Annotated in this window: 22 protein-coding genes; 8 read left to right on the top strand and 14 right to left on the bottom strand. The window is 43.8% G+C overall.

Annotated elements, in window-relative coordinates; all coding sequences use genetic code 11:
- A partial coding sequence (gene ltrA, locus HMPREF0671_RS03575) for a group II intron reverse transcriptase/maturase (protein WP_036896729.1) occupies positions 1-1368 on the top strand: 1368 nt, incomplete at its 5' end.
- A 124-nt stretch (positions 1369-1492) separates the two neighbouring features.
- On the opposite strand, the gene HMPREF0671_RS03570 is transcribed toward ltrA, so the two are convergent.
- From HMPREF0671_RS03570 to HMPREF0671_RS03535, 8 genes are all read right to left on the bottom strand, one after another.
- Positions 1493-1996 (bottom strand): hypothetical protein, encoded by a 504-nt coding sequence (locus HMPREF0671_RS03570; protein WP_036896728.1) that lies wholly within the window; start codon positions 1994-1996, stop codon positions 1493-1495.
- Positions 1997-2009: 13 nt separating this feature from the next.
- The gene (locus tag HMPREF0671_RS03565) at positions 2010-2807 is read right to left on the bottom strand and encodes a type IA DNA topoisomerase (RefSeq protein WP_036896727.1); all 798 of its coding nucleotides are present in this window, start codon (positions 2805-2807) and stop codon (positions 2010-2012) included.
- A gap of 121 nt (positions 2808-2928) precedes the next feature.
- Entirely contained in the window at positions 2929-3651 is a 723-nt protein-coding gene (locus tag HMPREF0671_RS03560; protein WP_036896726.1) for a hypothetical protein, read from the bottom strand.
- Positions 3648-4847: a toprim domain-containing protein gene (locus tag HMPREF0671_RS03555; protein ID WP_036896725.1), complete on the bottom strand. Its 1200-nt coding sequence runs from the start codon at positions 4845-4847 to the stop codon at positions 3648-3650. Before HMPREF0671_RS03555 ends, HMPREF0671_RS03560 begins: the two co-directional genes overlap by 4 nt.
- A gap of 22 nt (positions 4848-4869) precedes the next feature.
- A complete protein-coding gene (locus HMPREF0671_RS03550) occupies positions 4870-6189 on the bottom strand; it encodes an ArdC family protein (protein WP_036896724.1) in 1320 nt (439 codons plus the stop codon).
- Positions 6170-6397 (bottom strand): hypothetical protein, encoded by a 228-nt coding sequence (locus HMPREF0671_RS03545; RefSeq protein WP_025072511.1) that lies wholly within the window; start codon positions 6395-6397, stop codon positions 6170-6172. Before HMPREF0671_RS03545 ends, HMPREF0671_RS03550 begins: the two co-directional genes overlap by 20 nt.
- A gap of 50 nt (positions 6398-6447) precedes the next feature.
- A complete protein-coding gene (locus tag HMPREF0671_RS03540) occupies positions 6448-8220 on the bottom strand; it encodes a DNA mismatch repair protein MutS (protein WP_036896740.1) in 1773 nt (590 codons plus the stop codon).
- Positions 8221-8379: 159 nt separating this feature from the next.
- On the bottom strand, positions 8380-9147 hold the full coding sequence (locus HMPREF0671_RS03535; RefSeq protein WP_036896723.1) for a DUF4099 domain-containing protein: 768 nt from the start codon (positions 9145-9147) through the stop codon (positions 8380-8382).
- 80 nt (positions 9148-9227) lie between these two features.
- Here HMPREF0671_RS03535 and HMPREF0671_RS03530 point away from each other — a divergent pair, with 80 nt between their 5' ends.
- The 7 genes from HMPREF0671_RS03530 (at position 9228) to HMPREF0671_RS03500 (ending at position 17427) form a co-directional block, all read left to right on the top strand.
- Complete coding sequence (locus tag HMPREF0671_RS03530) at positions 9228-10298, top strand: peptidoglycan DD-metalloendopeptidase family protein (RefSeq protein WP_036896722.1); 1071 nt, start codon at positions 9228-9230, stop codon at positions 10296-10298.
- A 137-nt stretch (positions 10299-10435) separates the two neighbouring features.
- Positions 10436-10660: a helix-turn-helix transcriptional regulator gene (locus HMPREF0671_RS03525; RefSeq protein WP_036867427.1), complete on the top strand. Its 225-nt coding sequence runs from the start codon at positions 10436-10438 to the stop codon at positions 10658-10660.
- Complete coding sequence (gene dcm / locus HMPREF0671_RS11940; RefSeq protein ID WP_084589713.1) at positions 10657-12018, top strand: DNA (cytosine-5-)-methyltransferase; 1362 nt, start codon at positions 10657-10659, stop codon at positions 12016-12018. The genes HMPREF0671_RS03525 and dcm overlap by 4 nt, the downstream gene beginning before the upstream one ends.
- Positions 12002-13537 (top strand): ATP-binding protein, encoded by a 1536-nt coding sequence (locus HMPREF0671_RS03515; RefSeq protein ID WP_036867426.1) that lies wholly within the window; start codon positions 12002-12004, stop codon positions 13535-13537. Before dcm ends, HMPREF0671_RS03515 begins: the two co-directional genes overlap by 17 nt.
- A 2-nt stretch (positions 13538-13539) precedes the next feature.
- Positions 13540-15729, top strand: coding sequence for a Z1 domain-containing protein (locus HMPREF0671_RS03510; protein ID WP_036867424.1), 2190 nt, complete (start codon positions 13540-13542; stop codon positions 15727-15729).
- 4 nt (positions 15730-15733) lie between these two features.
- Positions 15734-16720, top strand: a complete 987-nt coding sequence (locus tag HMPREF0671_RS03505) for a PD-(D/E)XK motif protein (protein ID WP_036867464.1) — start codon at positions 15734-15736, stop codon at positions 16718-16720.
- A gap of 5 nt (positions 16721-16725) precedes the next feature.
- Positions 16726-17427 (top strand): hypothetical protein, encoded by a 702-nt coding sequence (locus HMPREF0671_RS03500; protein WP_036896721.1) that lies wholly within the window; start codon positions 16726-16728, stop codon positions 17425-17427.
- Here the strand turns inward: HMPREF0671_RS03500 and HMPREF0671_RS03495 are convergent.
- From HMPREF0671_RS03495 to traK, 6 genes are read right to left on the bottom strand one after another with little or no spacing between them, the layout of a single operon-like run.
- Positions 17407-18090 (bottom strand): TraX family protein, encoded by a 684-nt coding sequence (locus HMPREF0671_RS03495; protein WP_036896720.1) that lies wholly within the window; start codon positions 18088-18090, stop codon positions 17407-17409. The genes HMPREF0671_RS03500 and HMPREF0671_RS03495 overlap by 21 nt on opposite strands.
- A 1-nt stretch (position 18091) precedes the next feature.
- The gene (locus HMPREF0671_RS03490; RefSeq protein ID WP_036896719.1) at positions 18092-20410 is read right to left on the bottom strand and encodes a type IV secretory system conjugative DNA transfer family protein; all 2319 of its coding nucleotides are present in this window, start codon (positions 20408-20410) and stop codon (positions 18092-18094) included.
- 4 nt (positions 20411-20414) lie between these two features.
- Positions 20415-21350, bottom strand: a complete 936-nt coding sequence (gene traN, locus HMPREF0671_RS03485) for a conjugative transposon protein TraN (RefSeq protein WP_036896718.1) — start codon at positions 21348-21350, stop codon at positions 20415-20417.
- 30 nt (positions 21351-21380) lie between these two features.
- Positions 21381-22769: a conjugative transposon protein TraM gene (locus HMPREF0671_RS03480; protein ID WP_036896717.1), complete on the bottom strand. Its 1389-nt coding sequence runs from the start codon at positions 22767-22769 to the stop codon at positions 21381-21383.
- 4 nt (positions 22770-22773) lie between these two features.
- Positions 22774-23250 (bottom strand): hypothetical protein, encoded by a 477-nt coding sequence (locus HMPREF0671_RS03475; protein WP_036896716.1) that lies wholly within the window; start codon positions 23248-23250, stop codon positions 22774-22776.
- 4 nt (positions 23251-23254) lie between these two features.
- Positions 23255-23851 (bottom strand): conjugative transposon protein TraK, encoded by a 597-nt coding sequence (traK, locus tag HMPREF0671_RS03470; RefSeq protein ID WP_007175131.1) that lies wholly within the window; start codon positions 23849-23851, stop codon positions 23255-23257.
- Positions 23852-23864 lie beyond the last annotated feature (13 nt).

Below are 23864 nucleotides of genomic sequence, written 5' to 3'. Positions count from 1 at the left end.
AGCTGTCCCCAAAGAGATAGGTCGGAAACCAAATGGTATGGGGGAGTGCAGACCTTCATGTGGATGTGTGAAGACAACATCGTGGAAGTACCATTTGACAAGGGACACTTCCTCGAGCAAATCCTTAGCCCTGCAAATCTCAACCGAGCCTACAAGGCTGTGATGAGAAACAAGGGATGTGGTGGTATCGACAAGATGTCATGTGAGCAGCTGCATCCATGGCTCTTAACCAATAAGGATGTGCTCATCTGTTTCTTGATTGACGGCTCTTACCGTCCGAACCCAGTCAAGAGGGTAGAGATACCCAAAGACAACGGCAAGATGCGCCTTTTGGGCATACCTACAGTAGTAGACCGCTTGGTGCAACAAGCCATTAACCAAGTACTGACTTCTATTTATGAGAACCAATTCTCCAAGACAAGCTATGGCTTCCGTCCGAGAAGAGGCTGCCATGACGCACTTCGTGGAGCGCAGAGGATAATCAACGAAGGCTACATTTATGTAGTTGACCTTGACCTCGAACGTTTCTTCGACACTGTGAGCCATAGTAAACTCATAGAAATTCTCAGTCGTACGATAAAAGACGGCAGAGTGGTCAGTCTTATACACAAATATCTCCGAAGCGGTGTAATGAACAAAGGTTTGTTTGAAGCGAGCGAAGAAGGAACTCCCCAAGGAGGACCGCTAAGTCCGTTGTTGAGTAACATCATGCTCAACGAATTGGATAAAGAACTTGAACGCAGAGGTCTTCCCTTTGTACGCTATGCCGATGACTCGATGATATTCTGTAAGTCCAAAAGGGCTGCAATGCGAGTGAAGGAGTCTATAACCCGATTTATAGAGAATACTCTATATCTCAAAGTCAACAAGGAAAAGACCGTAGTGTCGTATGTGCGAGGAGTGAAATACCTCGGCTACTCCTTTTATGTGATGAAAGGCAAAAGCCAATTCATGGTGCATCCCAAGTCCAAAGCCAAGATGAAGTCAAAGCTAAAAGAATTGACAAGTCGCAGCAATGGATGGGGATATACCAAGAGAAAGCATAAGCTGAAAGAATACATACGAGGTTGGGTCGGTTATTATCACCTTGCCAATATGAAACGTCTCATGCTTGAAACAGACGAATGGTTAAGACGTAGAATACGCATGTGTATATGGAAAGCTTGGAAGAAAACCAAGACAAAAGTGGCAAACCTCATCAGATGTGGTATTGATAAATACAAAGCATACGAATGGGGTAATACTCGCAAGGGTTATTGGCGAATAGCTGATAGTCCTATTTTAACAAGGGCGATAGATAACTATAGACTACGCTCAGCAGGGTATGCAACTTTAATGGGGGCGTATCTCGAATGGTACCCAAAATAGGAACCGCCGTATGCGGAACCGCATGTACGGTGGTGTGAGAGGTCGGTGAACACGAAAGTAGGAAATAAACACCTATGATTAGTGTTTACCTCCTACTCGATTATGTATCTTCATGAAAGAACTTTTATGGCAGCGGTAGCTCAAACGTCCTCACCACTGACTTGCCGTCCTTACTGATGAAGAACCACCGTTCAGCATTGTATTTCATGCCATGATGCGTTACCGCCTGATAGTCGATCTTCACTTTCCATCCCGTCCATTCCTTTTTGCCAGTAGCCTGACTGAGCATCTGTCGAATGTCCGAGTTGGCACGCATCTGCCTTTCGGCGAGATCCATCACGTAGAAGTCATTGATGTCCAGCGACTGCATATTGTTGGTACGTTTCATAATACTATCCGTGACCGACTTCATGATACGGATGATGCCTGCCTTCTCTTGTTGCGAGAAGTAGCTGAACCCAAAAGCCGAATCAGGCTCTGATATCGCCAACACCTGCAATTGCTTAGGATATTCCACCGACTGTTTCAGATTCTCCACAGCCAACTGCTTCAACGCATGACGCTTATTTTTACAACCAGTGAGGCATAACAATGCCACCACTACATATATAATACTTTTTCTTTTCATCACTAATAACTGCTTAAATCATGATTATTCTGTCTTTTTCAGGTGTCAGTTGCAACCGCTTGTAGTACACTGTACCGTCTTCCTTGTAAAATTCGATGCAGTCCCTGGTTACGCCCTGTTCGCAAATTTGCTTCACCTCCTCCACCGATACGGCATGACCGCTGATGTTACGCCAGATGGAGAACTTGCATGGATATTCGGCATTGCGATAATTGGCACAGTTGTAGGCCTTCAGCCCAACATGCAGGTCGCCGCCGCAATGCGGACACTTTGCGATGCGCGATTCCAGCTTCACCTTGCCTTCGGCTATCGACAACGACGAGGCAAACATCTTCCACTCATTTGAGGCAAAGCCCTCCAGGGCAATATGCTTGCCATTCAAGAACGCCACGGCATCCTGCTCCATAATCCTACGGTTGCAGATAATACCCGGAATCATAAAGTCACACGATGGATGCTCACCGATGGAATTTTCACATCGGTAGCCCTTTGAGGTCTTGCGCATCTTACCTCCACAGATAGGACATACTCCGTCGATGTAATGTACACCTGATGATACCACCACCTTTCCATTACGGATGACGAGAGCCGCCTTAAAATACTGTCCGTCCTTGTTTTGCAGCGAGAGCACCCCCGTATGACCATGCTTGACAAGTGGCGCCACCAGTTCCTCCGTTATCTCCAAATTAAACAAACGATTAGGGATAACGAATCCACAGGACTGCTCACTGCACTTCCAGTCCTGCTCGTCGTGCACCATTGTACCTCTGCCACAAACAGGGCAAATCATTAAGTTATTTGTATCACTCATATCTTTGCTATTTCTTAAAGTTTAATGATTATCAGGCAAATCCGCTGTTTGCACTGCTCTTCCTCGAAATAACAAAGTGTCGCCATGCAAAAGTACAGAAAAATGCCCACATTCAGACCTCTCAAATATATTTCCACTCATAGATTAGTCCATCCACAATCGCCTTTCCTGACATCACCGTGGCCCAACCTTCAGGATCAAGCCCAAACCACAGGTCATTCCACGAGTACGTCCTTACCTGCCATGCCAGCAGCCACAGATCGGTGTTGATCGTCTCCAGTTTCGTCACCACCTCATTGGCAATGTAATACCGTTCCGCCGATGACAGTAGGTTTACCTTATGCTTCTCATTCACAGACTTGCCGGTGGCATCATAGCCATTCACGTTGTATGTGCCGCTCGTTACCAGTTGTTTCATGAACGGATATAGCGAAGCCATTTGCGTGGCAGCATCCGTCAGTTCATCAGACACCAAAAGAGTAATGGCCGTTCCTTTCAGATGACCGGGCAGCGACTGGCGCAACAGGCTCATGTTTCGTGGAATCTCTACTGTTGTCAGCTCTGCCGCTCGCTTGATCTGATAAAGGTTCTGCATGGCTCCTTGTGCATTGGAGAGATACGCCAGCATCTTGTCCTCCACCTTGTGCATTCTGTCCATCGCCACAGTGACAGCCGTTTCCGCAGCAATGATTTTTTTCTGTGTCTTCTCGCGGTCCTTGAAAATCTTTTTCAGCATTCCGCTCTGCGCTATCACTGCACCCGTCAGCGTCGGGTCCGTCTGTTGTGCCATCATAGGGCAGAAAGTTAAACTACCCAACAATGATATGATGAAGATTCGTTTCATAAGGCCACCCCTTTCTCTCGGCGGTCAGCCAGATTCCGATTCCTTGCAAACTTGTTTTCTACCGCCACAACTTCCATCTGTTTACCCATCAGCTGGTCGTTCCAGTCCTTGTAGTTCGCAGCAGCCTTCCATTCACCTGTATTATAGCGGATGTGGATATGCTTGCGAAGCTCACGGATGGACAGCTGTTCATTAGGAATGCCAAAGTTCTTATCGCCAACAGTAATCTTCACCTTGTCCTCTTCCTTATGCACATTCAAGCGGATGCCCTCCAGCAAGGCAGCCATGCGGATTCCATAGATACGCCCAGCAAGGTCATTATCAAAACAGTCCATCGCCTTAGCTTCCGGGTAATGCGTCATGATACCCTTGATCTGACTGTCGGAGAACGTGCCACCCAACGATACGAATGCCGAATGAGTACTATCTAAGCGAAGGTGATTCAGCTGATAGAACGCCATGATGTCGTAGGCACTTTCAGCGAAATAGACATGTCTGATGTCTGTAGGCTCTCCACCTTGTGAGAGATCAGCAATCCATGCCCCCGTCGTCGAGTTAGTACCAGCTGCCTTACTCTTGAATGAGCCAAAGCCACGGATTTCATAGCCCACCACCTTGTCCTTGCCAGCCTCCGTATAAGGGAAGCCGATGTTGAACTGCTTGTAGGTGGTATGGCTGTTGTCCCTTATTTGCTTGATAAATGGTGCGAAGACAATCACCGTCTCCTCGTTGATGCCACGCTGGGCAAAGAACGCCATCACTTCAGAAGGCGCACCATTAACATCCTTCGTTTCATAGCGTTTCGGATCAAACACGGTATTACCCGTGTACCCAGCTTTCGCAAGATACTGGCTATCTCCATAGTCAGGAATCGGCTCATTGGCGAAGTGGGCCATCACCTTGCCGATGATTTCCCACTCGTTTCTTCCAGACTCGTGGAAGCTGCTAAGGTTCTCACGTATCAAAGATACCACATCGCCGCCTCTCGCCCCGTTACGCCGGAAGTAAGTCTGCGCCGCCTTCTCCTTCGGGTTCTTGATGATGAGCTTGTCCTGATGCCCCGTGGAGTCAGACAAGACCATTTCAATGTATCTTCCCACACCAGCCGAGCGGTCGAGACGATAGCCCAGATAATAGGCAATATCATCTACGCCTACCTTTGTTTTTAGGTCTTTGTAGTTTACACTCTGTTTCATAACTGCCTACAAGTATAAAGGGTTATATTTTCATACGATGAGCATGCTGCTGTGTCTGTGCCATGACCACATCGCCAAAACTTTTTTCCAGCGTATGGGAGAGCAGACGCGCCTTCTCCGTTTCTTCCGAGAGAGAGAAATAAAGGATGCCCACATTTCGGTCAATCGGTTTGAGTCCCAAATCTTGACCTTGGAATGAGGCTCGCACCGCATAGTCGCCGTCGTTCTGCTTGATGATGGAGGCGTTCTCAAAAACGACCTTGTCCTTGGGAATGTCGGTAGAAAGGTTTCTGTTTTTATCGAGCAAAGGCTCTTCACCCAACGCCATCTTCTGCTTGTCCACCTCTTCCAGTACCATGTTGGCAGCCTTGTTCACGTCGGCCATCACCGACACGATGAACTTAGGATTCTCCTTGAGAGTGGAGATCCAACTATCGAGGTAAGCCGCATTGTTGTCCAGAATACGCTTATCAAAGCCCATTGAGTTGCCAACCATCGCTGCCGTCAGCTCTGCCACCAGTTCCTCCTTGGCGTATTTCGCATCGCCGAACTTATCATGGCTGCCCCTGTTCAGCCGAGTTTCCGTACCGGTGGAGTGAGCCATCTCGTGCAGGGCCGTGGAGTAGTATTCCATACCGTCCTTATAGACCTCTTCCAGTGTCTTGCCGATGTTGAACTGCTCTTTCTTTGGAATGACGATGATGTCCTTGGTGGGAGAGAAGTATGCACCGGGTACCTGCTTGTCATATTGGATAGGACAAATCCACTCCTGCTTCTCAAACATACGGTCGAGTGCCTTGCTGGTAAACATCCCCTCGGCATCACGCAGCTCCGGTGGGGCAAACAGTTTTTTGAGAGCTTCCATCTTGTCAGGCTTCACCTCAGCCAGATTGGTCTGATCGACATTGAACACATTGAAGGCTTTTAGGAAAGGAATGGTCTGCACCTGCATCCGCTCTGCAAGGCTCATCTTGCGGTAGGCCTCTTTAGAAACTTTCTTACCATCCTTGTCCCTTGCCATGATATCCCAGTAGAGCACTGGCATAGCCGACTCACCTTTCTTCACATGTGCTCCCATGTCGTTGGCCTGCTTGAAAGTGAGGTACACGGGCATGGAGTAGCCACGGAGAGCCGTGTCCAGTTGGAGGAAGAAAGAGTTACTTCCCGAATATCCACGCCCAGATACATTCTGCGGCATGGCACCAGGAGCAGTAGCACTGCCAATCCACCCCTTATGCCAGCCAACGGACTTCATCTGTTCCATGCGCTCAATCATCATCTCCGTGAACCTGTCCACGGCTTTCTGACCGAGCGTCTTTGTTTCAGTTCCAGCTGTAGTCATAGTCGTCCTCCGCCAAGATTTGCTTATCCTGCATACTCAGTTCCACCGACTCCATATAGAACTCTGCGGTATCTTCGCTGGGATGGATGTTGTGTTCCTTGCACCACTGCATGAAGTCGTCCGCATGTTCACCTTCAAGCGTGAACTGCAGCCATCCTATCCGTCTGTCCTGTTTGAGCTGGACCAGCTCTTCAAAACTATATGCCATTTTTTTTGAATTTATGTTATCTGTGTTCATTATAGAAATCCCCCCAAGGGCTACATTTTCAGTCCATTGCTGATAGCCTGCTTCTGACCCGACAGCACCTTGATGTCATCTGAGAGATATTTGGCTGCCAGCTGTTCACGAGTGACGGTCTTAGCTTGGAAGAGAGAAAAGCCGTCGTCAAAGGAAATCGCCTTCTTTTCCGTGCGTCCGTTCTCGCCCACGGCAGCTGAAATCTTCCACTTGCCGTCCATGTTGTCCTTTGCCACCCGGATATCCTCCACATTGATGTTGGCAGGGAGCTGATAGACGGCATAGGCCGATGCCAGGTGCAGCCGTTCGCCAAAATTCTTTTCTACCAATGCCGCCGGTGTCGTCACGCGGTCGAAGAAAGCACTCTGGTCTTCTTTGGTCATAAGAGCCGACATTCGTTGGTCGCCCACCTGGGCATAGAGTTTGTACTTGCCATAGTCAGCCCGCTGCTCATCTTTCTCCTTATACACAGTCATCTTGTCAATCACCCTGCCGTCAGATAGGATGTTGGCGGCCTTGTACTCCTCGGCAGATACTTTAGGAGCCAGCTTTGTGGGATAATATTTCTGCATCATATTCTCCACCTTCGCTTCCCGTTTCTGATAGGCAGCGATGTCGGCAGCGTCCATCTTCATGGGGTTGAGCTGCTTACCATTGAGCTGCGCCACATAGAACCAGTCGGCTGGATTCACCTTGGACTGAAAGGCATGGGCATGGGAAACCTTGTCGCCATTGACCGTAACCATCTGCGGCTCACGCGGCTGATGCTCCTGCTTGACGGTTGCCGTTTTCTTCACGGATTTTCCTTCCTCTTTCTTTTCCTGTGCTGACGTTTCCGCTTTCTCCGACACTGATTTCTCTACACTTTGCTTCTTCTCCAGACTGTCCACGATAGCCACACGAAGACCAGCCCGGATGAGTTTGGGCAGATTCGTGTCCAGCGCATGATGGGGAAATGTAACCTGCAGAGAGCCGTCTTCTGCCTTGGCAGGCTTGTTCGCTTTGAGCCCCAATGTGTCAGCCACCTTGGAGGCATCAGCGTTCAAGGTTGTGTAGAAGTCTCCCGTTCTGAAGAGCAGGATGGCATCAGGGTGCATCTCCTTCATGTTCTCGTACAGCTCTGCCAGCGTCTTTGACTTCGGGAGCTTTGTCGTTTTCTTTGCAGCTTTTTTCTCGGTTTGAGCCGTCGGCTCTTCCTTCAGGGTAGCTTGCTGCTGCACCTCTTCTTTTTTCTTACTTGCCATATTGTTGTCAATTAAAGGGTAAATATCCGACTTCCATTTGTTGGGCGTGAACTTATGCGTATCACCGAGTACCGCCATCAGCGTGTCCTGTCTGCCCATTGCTTCATATGCGGCCATTGCCGTATGACCGGTGTCGAGTACATTGTCAATGAGTATGGGTATCTTGTTCCTGGGTAGCCTGCGGATGCGATAAAAGTAGAGCGGCACCTCATCGAGCGAGCCATTGGTCTTCTTCACCAGATAAAGCGGATCGTGAGTATTGCTTGCCAGCGCGTCGATGACAGGCAGATGCAGTGCTTCGCTTATTTTCTCGGCCAGCGTCTTGGTGTAACCGGCCCTGCCGGTGCGGTTTGGGATAGGTACCAGTACCACCTGCTTGTCTTTAGGCATGACATTTCTGACTGCCGCAGTCATCATCGCCGCAGCCTTGGCAATGGCCATGTCGTCCCCAGCTTTCACCTTTCGGGCAATCGGAGCAACTTTGGCATAGCCAGCCACGGAGCTGACAATGTAGTCGAAATCAAGATTTTTGTATTTCTTTCTACCCACCTTGCTTGTCGTGATATGCTTTAACGCTACGGTTCTACAACAGAAGAACTCGCCAATAGAGAGGAATGTTAAAGCACTCACTGGCTCTTATGAAAGTGACAAGCCGGGAGCAGAATATTAAAGAATCCCTTGTTTGGGAGGATGGTTATTAGTCTTGTGCTATCGAATCAAGCCAGTATGCTGTTTCTTTTCGATAGACTCCGAGGGGGTGTTGGTCATGGCTTGGCGTTCCACCACTTTCTGGTATTCCCAGCGGTTTTCGTCGGTCATCACATAACCCATAAAATCCTCGTGAGCATCATCGTAGCGCATCTGTTGCAATCGTTCCCACTCTCTCATGTCGCCGTTGACAATTTTGAAGCCTTGTGGCTCATGTAGGTCAACGCCCACCGTTACCTTGGTGTCGCCGAGAGCCAATTCCACAGGTTTACCTTCCTGCAATGCCTCCTTTTGATTGGCACCCAGCTCGATGTCCTTCACTTTATCTCGTGTTTGTAGTTCTGTCCCGATAGGAATGCTGGTCACATTACGGTGCATGAGCGAGTTCGTTTCCTTATCCAACTGAACAAATCTAACTTTCCTTTCTCCCTCCACGTCCACTTCCTTGCGTATTACCTCGCCAGACAGCACTCGTTGGAGTTCATTCTGGTTAAGTCCTAATTCATTGGCAATCTCCCTACGGAGTGGGTAAGTCATCAGTAACACTTGCTCGTTATCATCCAGTACGAATTGGGCTTTCATCGGTAACTGTATCACCTTGCCATTTGATGTTTCCGTGTTGGCCATGAAAACAGGCGTCACCTCTCCACAAAGCAGCGGAACTTTCAGAGCATCAGGCATCGACGCCAGTTTCTCCTCGTTGATACCCAACTGCTTCAATTTGTCTAAAACAGTTCCTTGGGTTTGAAAAGTCATCACATCTTCCATACGTTAAATGTTTGAAGGTAAATTTGTAAACGAAAAACCCGCAAAAGAGGGCTCCGCATGAACAAAATTATCAAAAGAAGATGAATATAAGACAGCGATACCGATTATTTCTGACGATCACTGCTGCCATGTCTTTTAGTGGTGATATGGTAGCACAGTTCTTTACCCTCAGACCACAGATAGTTACAAAGCAGAAAATGACTGTAAAACAAAGAGTTACGCTACAACAAAAGGACACTATAAAGGTTCGTCCTATGGACATTTCGTTCCAGACAGGAAACGGCATGGAAGTGAGCATCGAAAAGGATGTACCACTGTTTGTCAACGTGAAGGACTCCCTGCTTTTTGGCTTGATCAGTCAGCGTATGAATGTTTGCTTACCCCTTGACTTCCTGAAACTCACTTCTGCCTATGGTTATAGAAAAGACCCCGTGAGCAATTGCACTGCCTTTCATAACGGCATCGACCTGCAATGCAACCATGCCCATGTCTATGCTATGCTGCCCGGTATCATCAAGAAAGTACACTATGGCAACAAAGGCTACGGCAACTATATCGTGTTGGAGCATGGCATCTTTGAATGTCTGTACGGACACCTTAGCATGATAACCGTCCATGAGGGCGATGCGGTGACGGCAGGAACCATCGTGGGTATATCAGGAAATACAGGCAAAAGCACCGGTCCGCACCTGCATATCAGATTAAGAAAGGAAGGCAGAAGTGTAGATCCCGGTCTCTTCGTTGATTATCTCAATGGCTACATCACTGAATTACAAGATAAAATGGCATATCTCCGCTTCGGCACAAAGCCAGACCGAGCGTTGAACATCAAAAACCTGATGGCCGTTCTCCGTCAGTATGATGTGAAGTTCCCCCAAATCGTAGTGGCACAAGCCCTGCTTGAAACAGGTTACTTCACTTCCAGAGCCTGTCTTGAAAACAATAACCTCTTCGGCTTACGACGGCCAAGCAATGGTGGCTACTATTCTTTCAGCTCATGGAAAGAGAGCGTGAAGGCCTACAAAGACTATGTGCAGTACAAATATAAAGGTGGTAATTACTATGATTTCCTAAATAAGATAGGCTATGCAGAAGATGAAAATTATGTAGAAAATATACATAGATTAACAATAAGTTTATATTTTAGATAATTAGATGATGGTGTAGATAAAAACGATTTCTTATCTATATAAAAAATCTCTTAAGATAATTTTGGAATAGACTTTTCTATGTCACATTTTATGATTAACTTTGGACACAGTATGTATATTGTTCAAGTTAAATAAATATGAAGACAAATGTTTATCCCAATAGAATAAGGGTTGTACTTGCTGACAAGCACATCACCAATCGATGGCTAGCCCAGCAATTGAGTGTCACTGATATGACAGTCTCACGTTGGACAACTAATAAAATTCAACCCTCAGTATCTCAATTAATAGAAATAGCCAAGATGCTCTCTGTAAGCTTAGATGATTTGGTTGAGCCGTATTCTAAGGAGGGTGATCAATGAATTCAAATTCTTTATTTGACAAATCATATACATTTATTGATTTGTTTGCAGGGCTGGGTGGTTTCCACCTCGCTTTGCAGAAACTTGGATGCAAGTGTGTGTTTGCTAGCGAACTTCAAGTTGACTTGCGAAATTTGTATGAAAAAAATTTCAACATGAAATGTTCAGGGGATATTAACGATGTTGATATTAAACGTGATATTCCCCATCACGACATATTGTGTGGCGGATTCCCATGTCAACCTTTTTCTCAAGCAGGCAAACAGCAAGGGTTTGGAGACGAAAAAGATCGGGGAAATCTTTTTTATAAGATTATGGAAATTTTGCAATTCCATAGACCAGAGTTTGTCTTCCTTGAAAATGTTCCAAATTTAAAGTCTCATGATAAAAAAAACACTTATAAAGTTATATATAGCCAACTTTCTTCCTTATATGATGTAAAAGATGATGTAATATCACCACACTACTTTGGAATACCTCATCATCGCAACAGGATGTATATAGTTGGTAGACTCAAAAGTAAAGGCGGGTTAAAAGGATTTAAATTTCCGAATCATGAAGACCGCCAAAAATGTAATATAAATTCAATAATAGTGCCCGAAGACACAGATTATATGTCGTTGCGTCCAATAACAAGGGTGCATATACAAGCATGGCAGAATTTTCTTGATTTGCTATGTCTTAACAGAGCACAGTTGCCAACATTCCCTATATGGGCAATGGAATTTGGAGCAACCTATGAGTTTGAAGGAGCTGCACCTTATTATCAACAATCACGTCAACTTTTTGGGAAAAAAGGTAAATTTGGAGAAATTATTAAAGGGTATAGTAAAGATGATTATTTGCAAGCCCTCCCCATTTATGCACAAGCAAAACCAAAAAGTGGCAGACAATTTCCCGATTGGAAAAAACAATTTATAAGACAAAATCGTCAGTTTTATAAAGATAATAAAAATTGGATAGATACATGGATATCTCAGATTAGAAAGCCTGGATTCGAAAATAGCCATCAGAAATTTGAATGGAACTGTGGTTACGAGGAAACTCCTAATATATATCATAAGATAATACAATTCAGACCGTCTGGGATACGTGTAAAAAAGCCTACATATTCTCCAGCATTAGTCTTAACCACGACACAAATTCCTATTCTTCCTTGGGTTATGACACCTAATGGGGAAAAGGGTAGATATATGACAAGGTTAGAAGGAGCCAAATTGCAGTGTATGGAGGACTTAAAAGAATATCCAGATACTATAGCAAGTGCTTTCAAGGCTTTTGGTAATGCTGTAAATGTAGAAGTTGTAAAACGTATTGCTAATAATCTTTTGTTTTATAATTATGATGACAATAGATAGAGTTTCTATAGCACTTAAGCCCAATGTATACAGTACATTCAGGAATTTGAATAATACTGTATCTTATACCTTAGGCGAATATGTTGATAATTCAGTGCAAAGTTTTCTTAATCATAAGCAAGAGTTATTAGCTGTAGAACCTAATTATAAGCTAAAAGTTGAAATAAAAATAGACTGGGATAATGAGATTATTGTTATAAACGATAATGCAGCAGGCATTGATGCAAATAACTATCTCCGTGCTTTTGAACCCGCACACATACCTGTTGATGACACAGGATTAAATGAGTTCGGTATGGGTATGAAGACGGCATCAGTGTGGCTTGCAAATAAATGGACTATCACAACTAAGGCTTTAGGTGAAGACGTGGAGAGGTTCACAGAGTTTGATTTACATAAGGTAACTGTTGAGGAAAAAGAAGATTTGATAGTTGACGAGAAACCTTGCGATGTAAATGAGCATTATACGCAGATAGTATTGTCACAATTATCAGCAAATGCACCGAAACGGGGTCAGATAGACAAAATACGTCGTCATTTATCTAGTATATATAGATATTTCCTAAGAAGTAGAGATGTCGAAATTATAGTGAATGGAGTTTCTCTTGACGCTCCTAACTATAAGATATTGAATGCTCCTTACTACAAGACCCCCGAAGAAAAAAATATTTTGTGGAAGAGATTTGTCGACTTCCAAATGGGAAAATACAAGGCAAAAGGATTCATCGCCATTTTAGACAAAATTCAAAATGGAGCTAATGGATTGGTACTTTTAAGAAGAGGCCGAGTTATTGTTGGTGGAGGTGACGAGAGGTATTTCCCCTCAGTTTTATTTGGTCAAACAGGTAGTTTTCGTTATCGTCGTCTTTTCGGTGAACTTGAATTAGAAGGCTTTGATGTTTCGTTTAATAAGAATGGAATAAGGGAGGAAGATGATTTATATTTATTTATGGAGGCTTTGAGAGATGAACTCAAAGCTGATGAATATAATATTTTAAGCCAAACGGATAATTATCGCCAGCATGGTAAGGAACAATATGCAAAAATATCCAAGGCAATAAAAAATGATCTAGAGAAAAAGAAAAAGCCAAAACAACTTTCACGTCAGATAAGTGAAGTAGAAACAAAGATAAACAATACACAATATGTTCAAGAAAATGAAGAACGAATTGTAAATGCAAAGCCACTCGATAGCTATAAAGAAACGTTTGAATATAATAAAGAAAATTATGTTTTGTCTATGGAATTGGTAACAGAGACGGAAACAGATTCTCTATATTCAATAGTGGTAGGAGAAACCAATGATGGTATAATTACAGGTTCAAAATCTGTTTCATGCAAAATCAATCTGGCTCATCCTTTTTTTACACGATTTGAGCAGTTTAAGAAAGGACGAGACTATGAACCTATAATATCGATATTTAAAGCTCTGACATTAGCAGAAATAATGGCACCTGAAAGAGGTACTAAATATGGTGCAAATGTTAGATTGTTATTTAATCAATATATTTTACATTAGTAATGGAAATAAAAATAAAGAAGAATGATCGTGACTCCTTTAGCCCCATAATTGGAGAGCAAACGACAGATTTATTAAATAGATTTGCAGAGAAGTTGGATAAAGATGGGATAAATACACTTCGCGAAGAGACTGTTCAGATTCTCTCACATTGTACTAATCCCAACAAAGACGCAGTTCAATCAATTACAAATTTAGTGGTAGGATACGTGCAGAGTGGCAAAACGATGTCATTCACAACTTTGTCTGCACTTGCACATGACAATGGATTTAGGGTAATTATTTATTTTGCCGGCACAAAGAACAACCTCTTGGCTCAAACAACCAAACGACTTAGAAAAGACCTTGTGAATGATGGGATTAATGGCAATTATTATAAACTTTTTGAAAATCCATCTATAGCAGATGAGCAACGCATTCGAAATACTTTAAGAATGACTTTAAAACCAACAATTCTGATTACGGTCTTAAAGCATTACAAATATATATCTGCTTTGGCTGATATGTTTAAATCAAGTCAATTAAAAAATACCTTAGGAAATTCAGGTGTTTTGATTATTGATGATGAAGCTGATCAAGCTAGCTTGAACGGCTATGCTTATAAAAATAGCAAATCAGAAGAATGGGAAGATGATGAATATACAACAACATATAGTAGTATTTTGAAACTGAGAAGTTGTTTGGCCAATCACTCTTACATTCAGTATACGGCAACTCCTCAGGGTCCCCTTTTGATAAGCATTATGGATTTACTTTCTCCCAAATATCATACGGTGCTGACAGCAGGGAAAAAATATACAGGTGGTAAAACATTCTTTTGCGATGAACCTGGGTTAATAATTGAAATTCCAGAAGATGAAGTATACCACTCGAAACATAGAAATTTGACAAACTGTCCAGAATCCCTTATTTCCGCTTTACAGTTACATCTTATGGGTGTCGCAATAGTGGTTGCTATTAAAAAGACGGAAAATTTTCTTTCTATGATGATTCATGCAGATAGAGAACAAGATGCAAGTGAAAAATTTTACGGATGGATTAAAGATTTACTTGATAGTTGGTATGAACATATTTCGCATGGGGAGCATGATCCTGGGTATATTGAATTAAAAAAGCGCTTCTTTCAGAATTATAATGAAGCTATTCGAATGTATAAGGAACATAGCGACGCCTACCCAAATTTTTCAGAAATTTGGGAGAATATACCTGATATAATTCTCGATACTAATACAGAACTTCTTATAAGTCGTAATAAAAAGCAAGGTGAAAATAAAGAGATTGACTGGACCGGTTCGCGTTCCCACATTCTCGTTGGTGCAGATATGTTAAATCGAGGATTTACGGTAGAACATTTGGCTATTACATACATGCCGCGATATAGTGTAGGAAAATCAACAGCTGATACAATTCAACAGCGTTGTCGTTTCTTCGGTTATAAACAAAATTATCTTTGGTCATGTCGAGTTTTTTTGCCTTATGAGGCGATTTTGGAATATAAGGAATACGTAGAGCATGAAGAGGAAATGCGTAAATGGCTTAAAGAAAATGACAAATTGGAAGATGTTGAGCGACTTCTAATAATTACAGACAGACTTAATGCTACAAGAAAAAACATACTGTCAAAGAACACTGTTACGACTAAACTTAACGGTTGGAGAAAAATGAATGCTTTCCAAGCCATCGAAGAAAACATGTCTTTTGTAAATACATTTATTGGGATACAAAAATGGAATTTATACGAAGATTTTGGAACTCCAGACCGTAATCATTCGTATATAAAATTAAAAATACAGGATGTAGTTGAATTTTTGACTGAATTCAAATTTCAAAATATGCCTGATGCCGCGAGAAAACAGGCTACATTAAGGTATATGAAATATTTAATGTCCAAGAAAAATAATTCATTAGAATATGCCTATATTATTAATATGGCATATAAGGGCGAGCCTAGAGTACGTGCGTTCAATGAAAAAAACCAACGGCTTGTTAACTTACATTCTGGCCGTTCAACAAATGGCGTAAAAGTTTACCCAGGTGATGCTGCTATCAAGTTTGATGATTCTATTTGCATACAGATTCATAAAGTTAAACTTAAATGTGATTCTGTACAATGGGGAGGACAGATCGCTTATACATTAGCAATCTATTATCCTTCGGAATTTGCAATTAACTATGTTGAAACAGAAGAATAAAAATATGAATAAAGGTGTCAGTTCGATTTTTAATGAGTTACGTTCTCGTAATAAGAGTTTAGACAATTGTTTTACAGCCCAAAATTTACCCTTTTCTGATACACATAAATTAGGAGTTTCAGAAAAAGGTTACCCTATGTTCTTTATTCAAAGTTCGTTAACTGGGCCAGTCTCGAATTATAATCTTGATTTGATATCGGTGTTATTCAATCAACATTGCTCCCTGATTTTAGATGATGTCAGAAAAGAAATGAATAATGTTTATACAATAGTAGTACTAAAAACGGATAATCCAGATTTGGTGAACTATTTTTTAGACGTAATTAGTATTGTGTTGGATAAAATTGGTGACGAACCAAATCCAAAACTTTTAGAATCTGAGATTGAAAAATTAGTAAAACTTTTCCATTGTTTTTCAAAGCCTCCAAAGAAAACAATACAAGGGTTGTGGGCGGAGTTGTTTGTTATAGAGCATTCAGCGCTGCCTGAATATCTTATTCAAGCATGGCATACTGAAACGAATGATATTTTTGATTTTAATGATGGAATAGACAAATTGGAAGTAAAGAGTACATCAAAAAGTAAGAGAATACATAGTTTTTCATTGAATCAACTTTCTCCCAACCAAGAATCTAACTTGATAATAGCGTCCTTATTTGTCTTGCCCTCAGGAAAAGGCCTTACAATCTTTGATTTAATGGATTCCATTGAGAAAAAACTAACATCATTGGAAACAAAGATAAAACTTGATGAAATTGTTTCTAGCACTTTAGGAGTGGACTTTGAAAAGGCTGGTGACTTTTATTATGATTACCAATCAGCGGCAGATTCATACAACTTATATTATTATAAGGATATTCCCTCAATTCCAACTAAGGAAATACCATTGGAAATTTCAAATATTCATTTTGAATGCGATTTAACAAAAATCAATTCTTTAAGTGCTATTTCATCGAAATTTTCAAATTCTAAACTTTTTAAGTCCATTTAACCCTAATGAATAATAAAATACAACCAGAAACATTGTTGCAACTGATGCTAAGCATGCTAGGAAAATCACCCGATTTTGAGTATGTTGATGGTGTGCAACCCTTTCTTATGAAATTTAAGGGCGAACAATTTTATGTATATGTAAAAAACTTGTCGTCTGCATATTTCCACGATCGACCAGATACAACAAGAGCCCAGCTACCTCAAAGGGATGAATTTAACAATATAAAAAAATCCTCCATCCCATTTGTGTTTTTAGGATATGATCGACTTAACGATGTGTTAGTATGTTGGAATTTCTTCATCGTAAAAAAACGCTTAAATGAAAAGAAAAGTGTTTCGTTCTATTCTCGCAAAGTTTACCAGGAAGAAGTTGTGGGAGGAGAATTGTTAAGAAAAAAACTTAGGAATGATGATATTCCTGTTCTGTTTAAGCGAAAGGATCTTGTCCTCTTTTTTGAAAATATTCATAACATTTTTGAAGAGACTAATGGAGAAACCATCTCCAAAGAAGCTTCCTCAAATGATGGAAAAATATTGTCTATCACGGACGAAGTCTTATTAGCTAAATTAAAACCCTTACTAGATATCAGTACTCCTCACACATTAGAAGCTATAAAGGTTGTACAAAAATTTTATGGTGAATTGCCAGGTATGAAATTCAGAGATTGGGCAAATCTTGTCAAGTCAGTCACATATAAGGATTAAGGCACGTAGATTTGATGGTTTGAAAACAAAACATAACAAGAGATTTAGTGGATAGTATGTATAGAACAAATACTTTGTGTATCGTCCTGTAATAAATCCTCGCTGACCATTGTAACAAAGGATAGCAGCCAATCCCAGCCAAACCCCAATCATACCGTACTGGTACATAAAAAGGGAGGCCAAAAGATATTTCGCTACATTGTGTTTGCGAAACACGTAAAACGTATAAACCAACAGTATTCCTGAATATTCATAATCGACGTGTAGCCACATAGCGATGCCACAGACTGCAACCATCAAGACGCAACCGGGCAAAAACTTCTTGCCAACATTGCTTAACCCCTCTATTGCCACCAATCCCAACAGCAGGGTGAAGAACACATTATGTGTATTGTCATGATTCAATAGCCACCACGGAATATCCGACACAAGAGCAAAACCGAAAAGACTCAGCGCATATTTTCTTACGGAACGGGTATGCGCATACCCCTCCACCAGCAGGAATGCGAAGATGGGGAAAGCCATCCTACCCACCGTTCGCATGACATCGTAGGCAATGCTATTGTCCATCAGATAGTAGGCTATGTGGTCTAATGTCATGGACACCAATGCAATTACCTTCAATGCGCTTCCTGACAACCCTTTACCTTGAACGAGGATCATGTCACTTTGTTTTCTTTTCTTTGCCCAACAACTCTGCAATCATCGCATCCACCTCGTCATTGACACGCTTGAAGTTACGCCCCAGCATGATTTCTTTCTCACGGTTGGAGGCAAACTGATAAATCTTTGGCAGGTCGGCATACAGACTTTCCTCCTGTTTGATTTGTTCCATATCAAAGTGGGTCTTACAGAAATACTTCGAGGTCTTGAACTCCTCCGACTTCTCTATGTCAAACCCCTGCATCATGCTACCTTCCGTCGGAGTAAAGTCACGAGCTGACTGACCAGCGAGCCAACCAGTCGCCATGTCCGCTATCTTGGCAGCAGGGACTAGGAAGTCCAACCGCTCCGAGATAGACGTGGAAACCTTCTGGTCATTGATGGTAATAGACTTGGACGTCTGCTTCGCCTTACCGAACACGTCATTCTGCGCCCATTCCAGCGTTTCCTTGTTGCGGGCGGCACTCATAAAAATGTTACCGCAAGTGGTAATAATCTTCTGCATCCCATTCTTGCCATAGTCCGCCTCCAGCTGTGGCAACTCTTGAAAACCAAGCGTCACTGCTACCTTGTTGCTTCTCGCCGTACCGATCAGTCGGTCAATCTTATGAAAGTACAAGGTTGGCAACTCATCCACGATGATGGAAACAGGAATATTCCCTCTGCTGTTCACACGGGTCACGAGACGGTTGAGCACCAGCGCATTCAGTGCGCCCACAATCTGCTCTTTCTCCGGGTCGTTGGCAATCACGAGATAGGAAGGGCTGGCAAGGTCTGAAATCTTCAGGTCGAAGTCATCCCCTGTAAAAATCCAGTAGGCTTCCGGTGAAACCAAGCGAGCTGCATTGACACGGAGCGTACCCACCATACCTTCGAGCTGGTCCATCGCTTTGTTGGTATAAGCCGACTGGAACGGAGCCATGAGCGAGAGTATTTTTTGATCCTGCATCAGGATGTCAAATACGTCACTGTACTGCTTACCTAAGAAGGATAGTACATGTGGCATATCCGAATATTCTCCTGTAATGGTGTCAGGCTCCACTACCTGCCCCTGCTCATCTTCATACCAGGACGAAGCGATATGCACTTTCTGTCCGTTACGGCTGATATAAGTGAAGTCATTCAGATCCACGAACATGCCATCCTCATCCACCGACACATCGTGGCTCAACTCATCCACAAAGTCAAGAATCATGTTACCGTTCTTGTCGACAGCCCGATAGTCATGCCAGTTCTTTGTCATCAGCCTTAGTTTCTTCCCCTTGTATTTGATGTAACGAGTGAGTTTCTTGCCGTCCTTGAACCCCGTCGGATGGAAGTTGACGAAGAAATAGATGATTGCCGAAAGGAAGTTGATGGCCGAGTTCTGAAAAAACGCCTCCGAGCCGCCTTTCTTGTCGCCCCCCTTGTTAAGCGATTCAAGCAACGTTGCAGCTGTCTCAGCCGCTGCTGCCAAGTCAGGAATATACTTCCGTTGTATAGGGTTGATACGGTTGGAATACTCCACATCGGTAAAGTTCACGATGTGGAAACCACAGTTTTCCGGCAACCTGCCAAGCTTCTTGTTTTTGCAGTATTGATAGAACAGCGTCTTTCCCAATGTCGGAAACTTATAGTCATACACCATCATGGCAAAGCCTTTGGCCGCATGCTGACGGATAAATGGGTCGATGATGCCAAACGACTTACCAGAACCGGGCGTACCCAGTACAATGGTCCCACGGAACGGATTGATGATGTTAATCCATCCCTTGTGCATGCGTCCCTTGAAATAGTAGATCATCGGGATATTGACAGAATAAGGATTCTCATTCAGTTCCTCCGACTGCTGGAACGACTCATTCTCAAAGTTGAAACGGTCTTCACCCAATTTGTAATTGTAGTAGCGAGAGATACCATCTAATCCCTGATGCAGAAGCATCGTACCGATAATGGAAGTCATGGCGTAGAGCACGCGATTGGTAGGGAAGCCAAATGAAACTCCGCCCCAGACGCCTTTATGAAGCATCATGCAGAGCGCGATGAACGTAATGCCGATGCCGATAGGGTAAAGCACCATTGTCTTGACATTGAACTTCAACGCCTTCTGTGGACGTGTACCGATGCATGTCACACCAATACATATCAGTTCGATGAGTTTACACGATGCCACATTGTTGAAAACCTTGAAGCGTGTGATGAGTTCCAGGATAAATCCCGTCACACGGTTGTCCATCGTGATGGGGAGATTCATGATCAGCTCTACAATCAAGAAAAGGTAGATGCAACTCCTGAACGTGTTGTACATCTGTTGCTGTTCCCTTGTCTCTTCTACTGCCATGATGCTACTTTTGAGAATTAAGAACCGGGAGGAACGCCATTATCTGTTCACCAATGCCATCGGCATGAAGAATATCCTTATAGTCAATGTTGAGTGTGACGACACGACCAGAAATCTGTTCCTCCGAAATCTCCAGTTTCAGTACCTTCTCTTCAGGAAAGGTCAGCTTGTCGAGCACCAGCACGTTACGATATGCCTTCTTGAAGCTCTTGGCACTGTTCAGGGAATAGACTGGAGTCAGCTCAATTGTCTGCGAATTGGTGGCCTTCAGTTCCTTCTTGTCGGTGAGTTTGATGCGTAGCTCACTGATGTCATACTTGATTTTGGTGGCATTGTAGAGTGAATAATCGATGAAGAAATAATCACCGATGCTGAAGATATTGTTCACTCTTGCCCTGATGCCATACTCGTGGGAACGGATATGCTTTTGCGGTTTACTGGCAAAGATAGCCCAGGCGTAGGCTGCCATTTCTTTATGTGGCATCGTCACGTCGGGATTCTCATATCTGCCCATATCCCCGTTCTTGATGCGGTAGATGGAGTTGGCTTTCGCTGGTCCGGCAGTATAAACCACGTTGAGTTGTACGATATGTCGCTCACCGATAACGGTAACTGTACCTACCAACTCATTGTCGTACATTCTCCTGGAGGGTTTAATACGCACGATATTGTCCGTACACTGGTTACCAACAATCTTGTTCGTCGAAATGTCCACGAGCTTGATATTCTCTGGCATCAGCAGATGCGTTGTCACCTCTTCGTTGACAAACACCACATCCTTGCGTCTGTTCTCGTCAAAGATGTAGCTGTCCGTGGGCCTTGCGTTGCGGATATATCTCACCGAAACCGAGTCTGCCTCACTGTTCTTATACATTTTCTGTGCCTGAAGGCTGCCACACAATCCCATGAGGGCAACCAAGATAACTAAAAACTGCTTCATATTTTCTAATGTTTGATGAATTGTTGAATGCTACTCAGCATTGGTATTGACCAGATAGACGATGGTGTTGTACTTGATCCGTGCCTTGTTCTTTCTGATATTGGCAGACACGGCAGAGGTTGCTGACTGGTACATGTTCTGTAGGGCCTGCAGAGCCACTGCCTCAGAACTCAGTCCGCCACCATACCCACCGTCGAAGTTGATATTGCTCTGCAAGGCGTTTGCCTTGGCATCCATCATCAAGTCACGGAATGCCGATTCCGGCACATAAAAGCCCTCCATGCCATCATTGTCATAGACGGATAGTCCCACCTTGATGAACTTATCTTTAACCAAGATGCTGGTAATGGAAGCCATAACACGCTGCTGACCGAATCCCGTCACCGTACCATAGAGATAGGTACCCTTCTTCAGTTTTGTCCCTTTGAGCGTCACATCATCGAGGAGTTTGAAGCGGAGGCGCGTACCCTCGTGTGCTTTGGTCGTTTTGTCTATCATGGCACGGATCAACGGAACCTCCGCCGTAGACTCGGCACTGACGGTGTTGAACTTATTCGCATTACCCTCCATTACCTTCTTGACAATGGCTGGTTTCTCTTTGGGCTTACGATTAGGTGCATTGAAGGGTTGTGACACTTTTGATTCTTTGCCACTTTCATCCTCATCGCCGATGCCCATGCTCCTCTCCAAGGATTTTTGCCGGGCAAGGCTTCTCTTCTGAATCGCTTCCACCTCCCTTGCATAGTCATCCATCTCCGTTTGTCGGGATCTACGGTCATAGCTGCTGCCAGAACCGTATCTGGATGCACCACCGTAACTTCCACCCTCATAGGCATTGATGTGCTTCCGAGACTGTTCCAGTCGTTGTTGCAAGGCTTCCATGTCCTTCTGCCGCTGCGCATTGATAGCATTCTGCCGGTCTATATCGTCCAGCTCATGCTCTTGATAACTGTTGCTGAGTGAGTCTTGCTGTGGCTGGTCCTCACCGATGCCGTTCACTGCCGATGCCGCATCTTCCTCGTTATAGCGTTTGTTCATCTCCGCCATCTTGTCCCCCATTTCATCATTGGCTGCTGTGGGCAGCGAAGCGTTGATACTGTCCGTGGCAACGCCTTTCTTGGCATCGTCCTGACCTCCGAACACACCTATCAGCTCATAGCCTAAGAACAAGATGGGCAGGAGGATGGCCAATGGAAAGATATACTTGGGCTGCTTTAAATCGATGCGCCACCAACTCTTGCCCTGTGACAAGGGCTTCACCACTGGAGGCTCTTTCGGACTTGTCTTTTCCCTTTCGTCGGACTCTTCCTTGTTTTCGCCCTGCGCTTCTGCATCAGTCTCCGTCCGTGCAGCGCTCGACGGATCATCCTCCTTTCTCAGTCCAGTTTTAAGCAAGAATTTCTTAATCAGTTCTTTCATATCATTAATGTTTTAAGTTTGTCACTATCATTTCGAGCTGCCTATATTTATAGATGATAAGCGTGGAATCCTGATGCGTCTTGATAGGAATACGCACCAAGGAATCCAGTTCCCATTTCAGCCGCTGTCCTCGCAGAGCCAGTTGTCCGACCTCTCGAACCTGTACGTTCTTGCCGTTCTGTATGCTCTGCAGTCCGGCAAACATAGGCTGCACATTCTCTATCTCCCCCACAATATCCTTGCTGGGTTGCGGAGTATAGAGTGACACGACTATCCCCAAGCAGAGCGAACAGACCAGCGCACCGATGGTCATGGCCGCCGTACGCTTCGGGTGTTTCACAGCCCATGCGTTGGCAGCATCTATCCGTTCCCGTATCTTCCATTGCAAAGAGAGCTTCCTTACAAAGGACTCCAGCTTCCCCTTGGTTTCCTGTTCCCATCTGGCCTTGGCCTCTTTCGCAAGTTTTATTTTCTTCCTCATACCCTTAGTAGTCTAAATCCTTGTTCTCCAATGTCCTCCAGTTGGTAATAAGCAGACCGTGCGGATTGTTCCTTGTCCGGGGCACATTCTCAATGCCGCCCACCGTAATAAGAGAGCGTTTCATGTCGCGTGAACGACGTTTAATAATCTGCGTACCGTAGTATTTGAATTTCCGAGTGTGTTCGTCCAGCTTGATGGAGTCACAGATGATCATGCACACGGCCGAAGAAGAGACGATGTCCGAGTAAAAACCGTTTTCCTCCATCGCCTGTTTCTGTTTCAGAGCCGTACCGTCCGCCATATACATGGCTTTGGACAGTGTCCATTTGATATAGTCGTCATCGGGCGGCAGATTGAAGAAATACTGATGGAAGAGCTGGATGTGTGCTTTTGCCTCCATGACAAAATTCGCCTCTTGCTTACTCCTTTCAGCGAGGAAAGGAATGTCGCCATCGAGGACATAAATCTGATTACGCTCTTCCGTTACCAACTTGGCACAGTAGAAGATGCAGCAGGCACAGACCACCGTACTGCCGATGATGGTCAGCAGTACAGTTGTCAGCGCGAGCCTTGTTTTCTGTTCCAAACTTTGTATTAACATATCCTGTCGTTTT

Source organism: Prevotella sp. S7 MS 2 (assembly GCF_000762865.1).
Taxonomy (GTDB): domain Bacteria; phylum Bacteroidota; class Bacteroidia; order Bacteroidales; family Bacteroidaceae; genus Prevotella.
The sequence above is the reverse complement of the archived record's forward strand: the minus strand, read 5'-3'. Positions and strand labels throughout refer to the sequence as shown.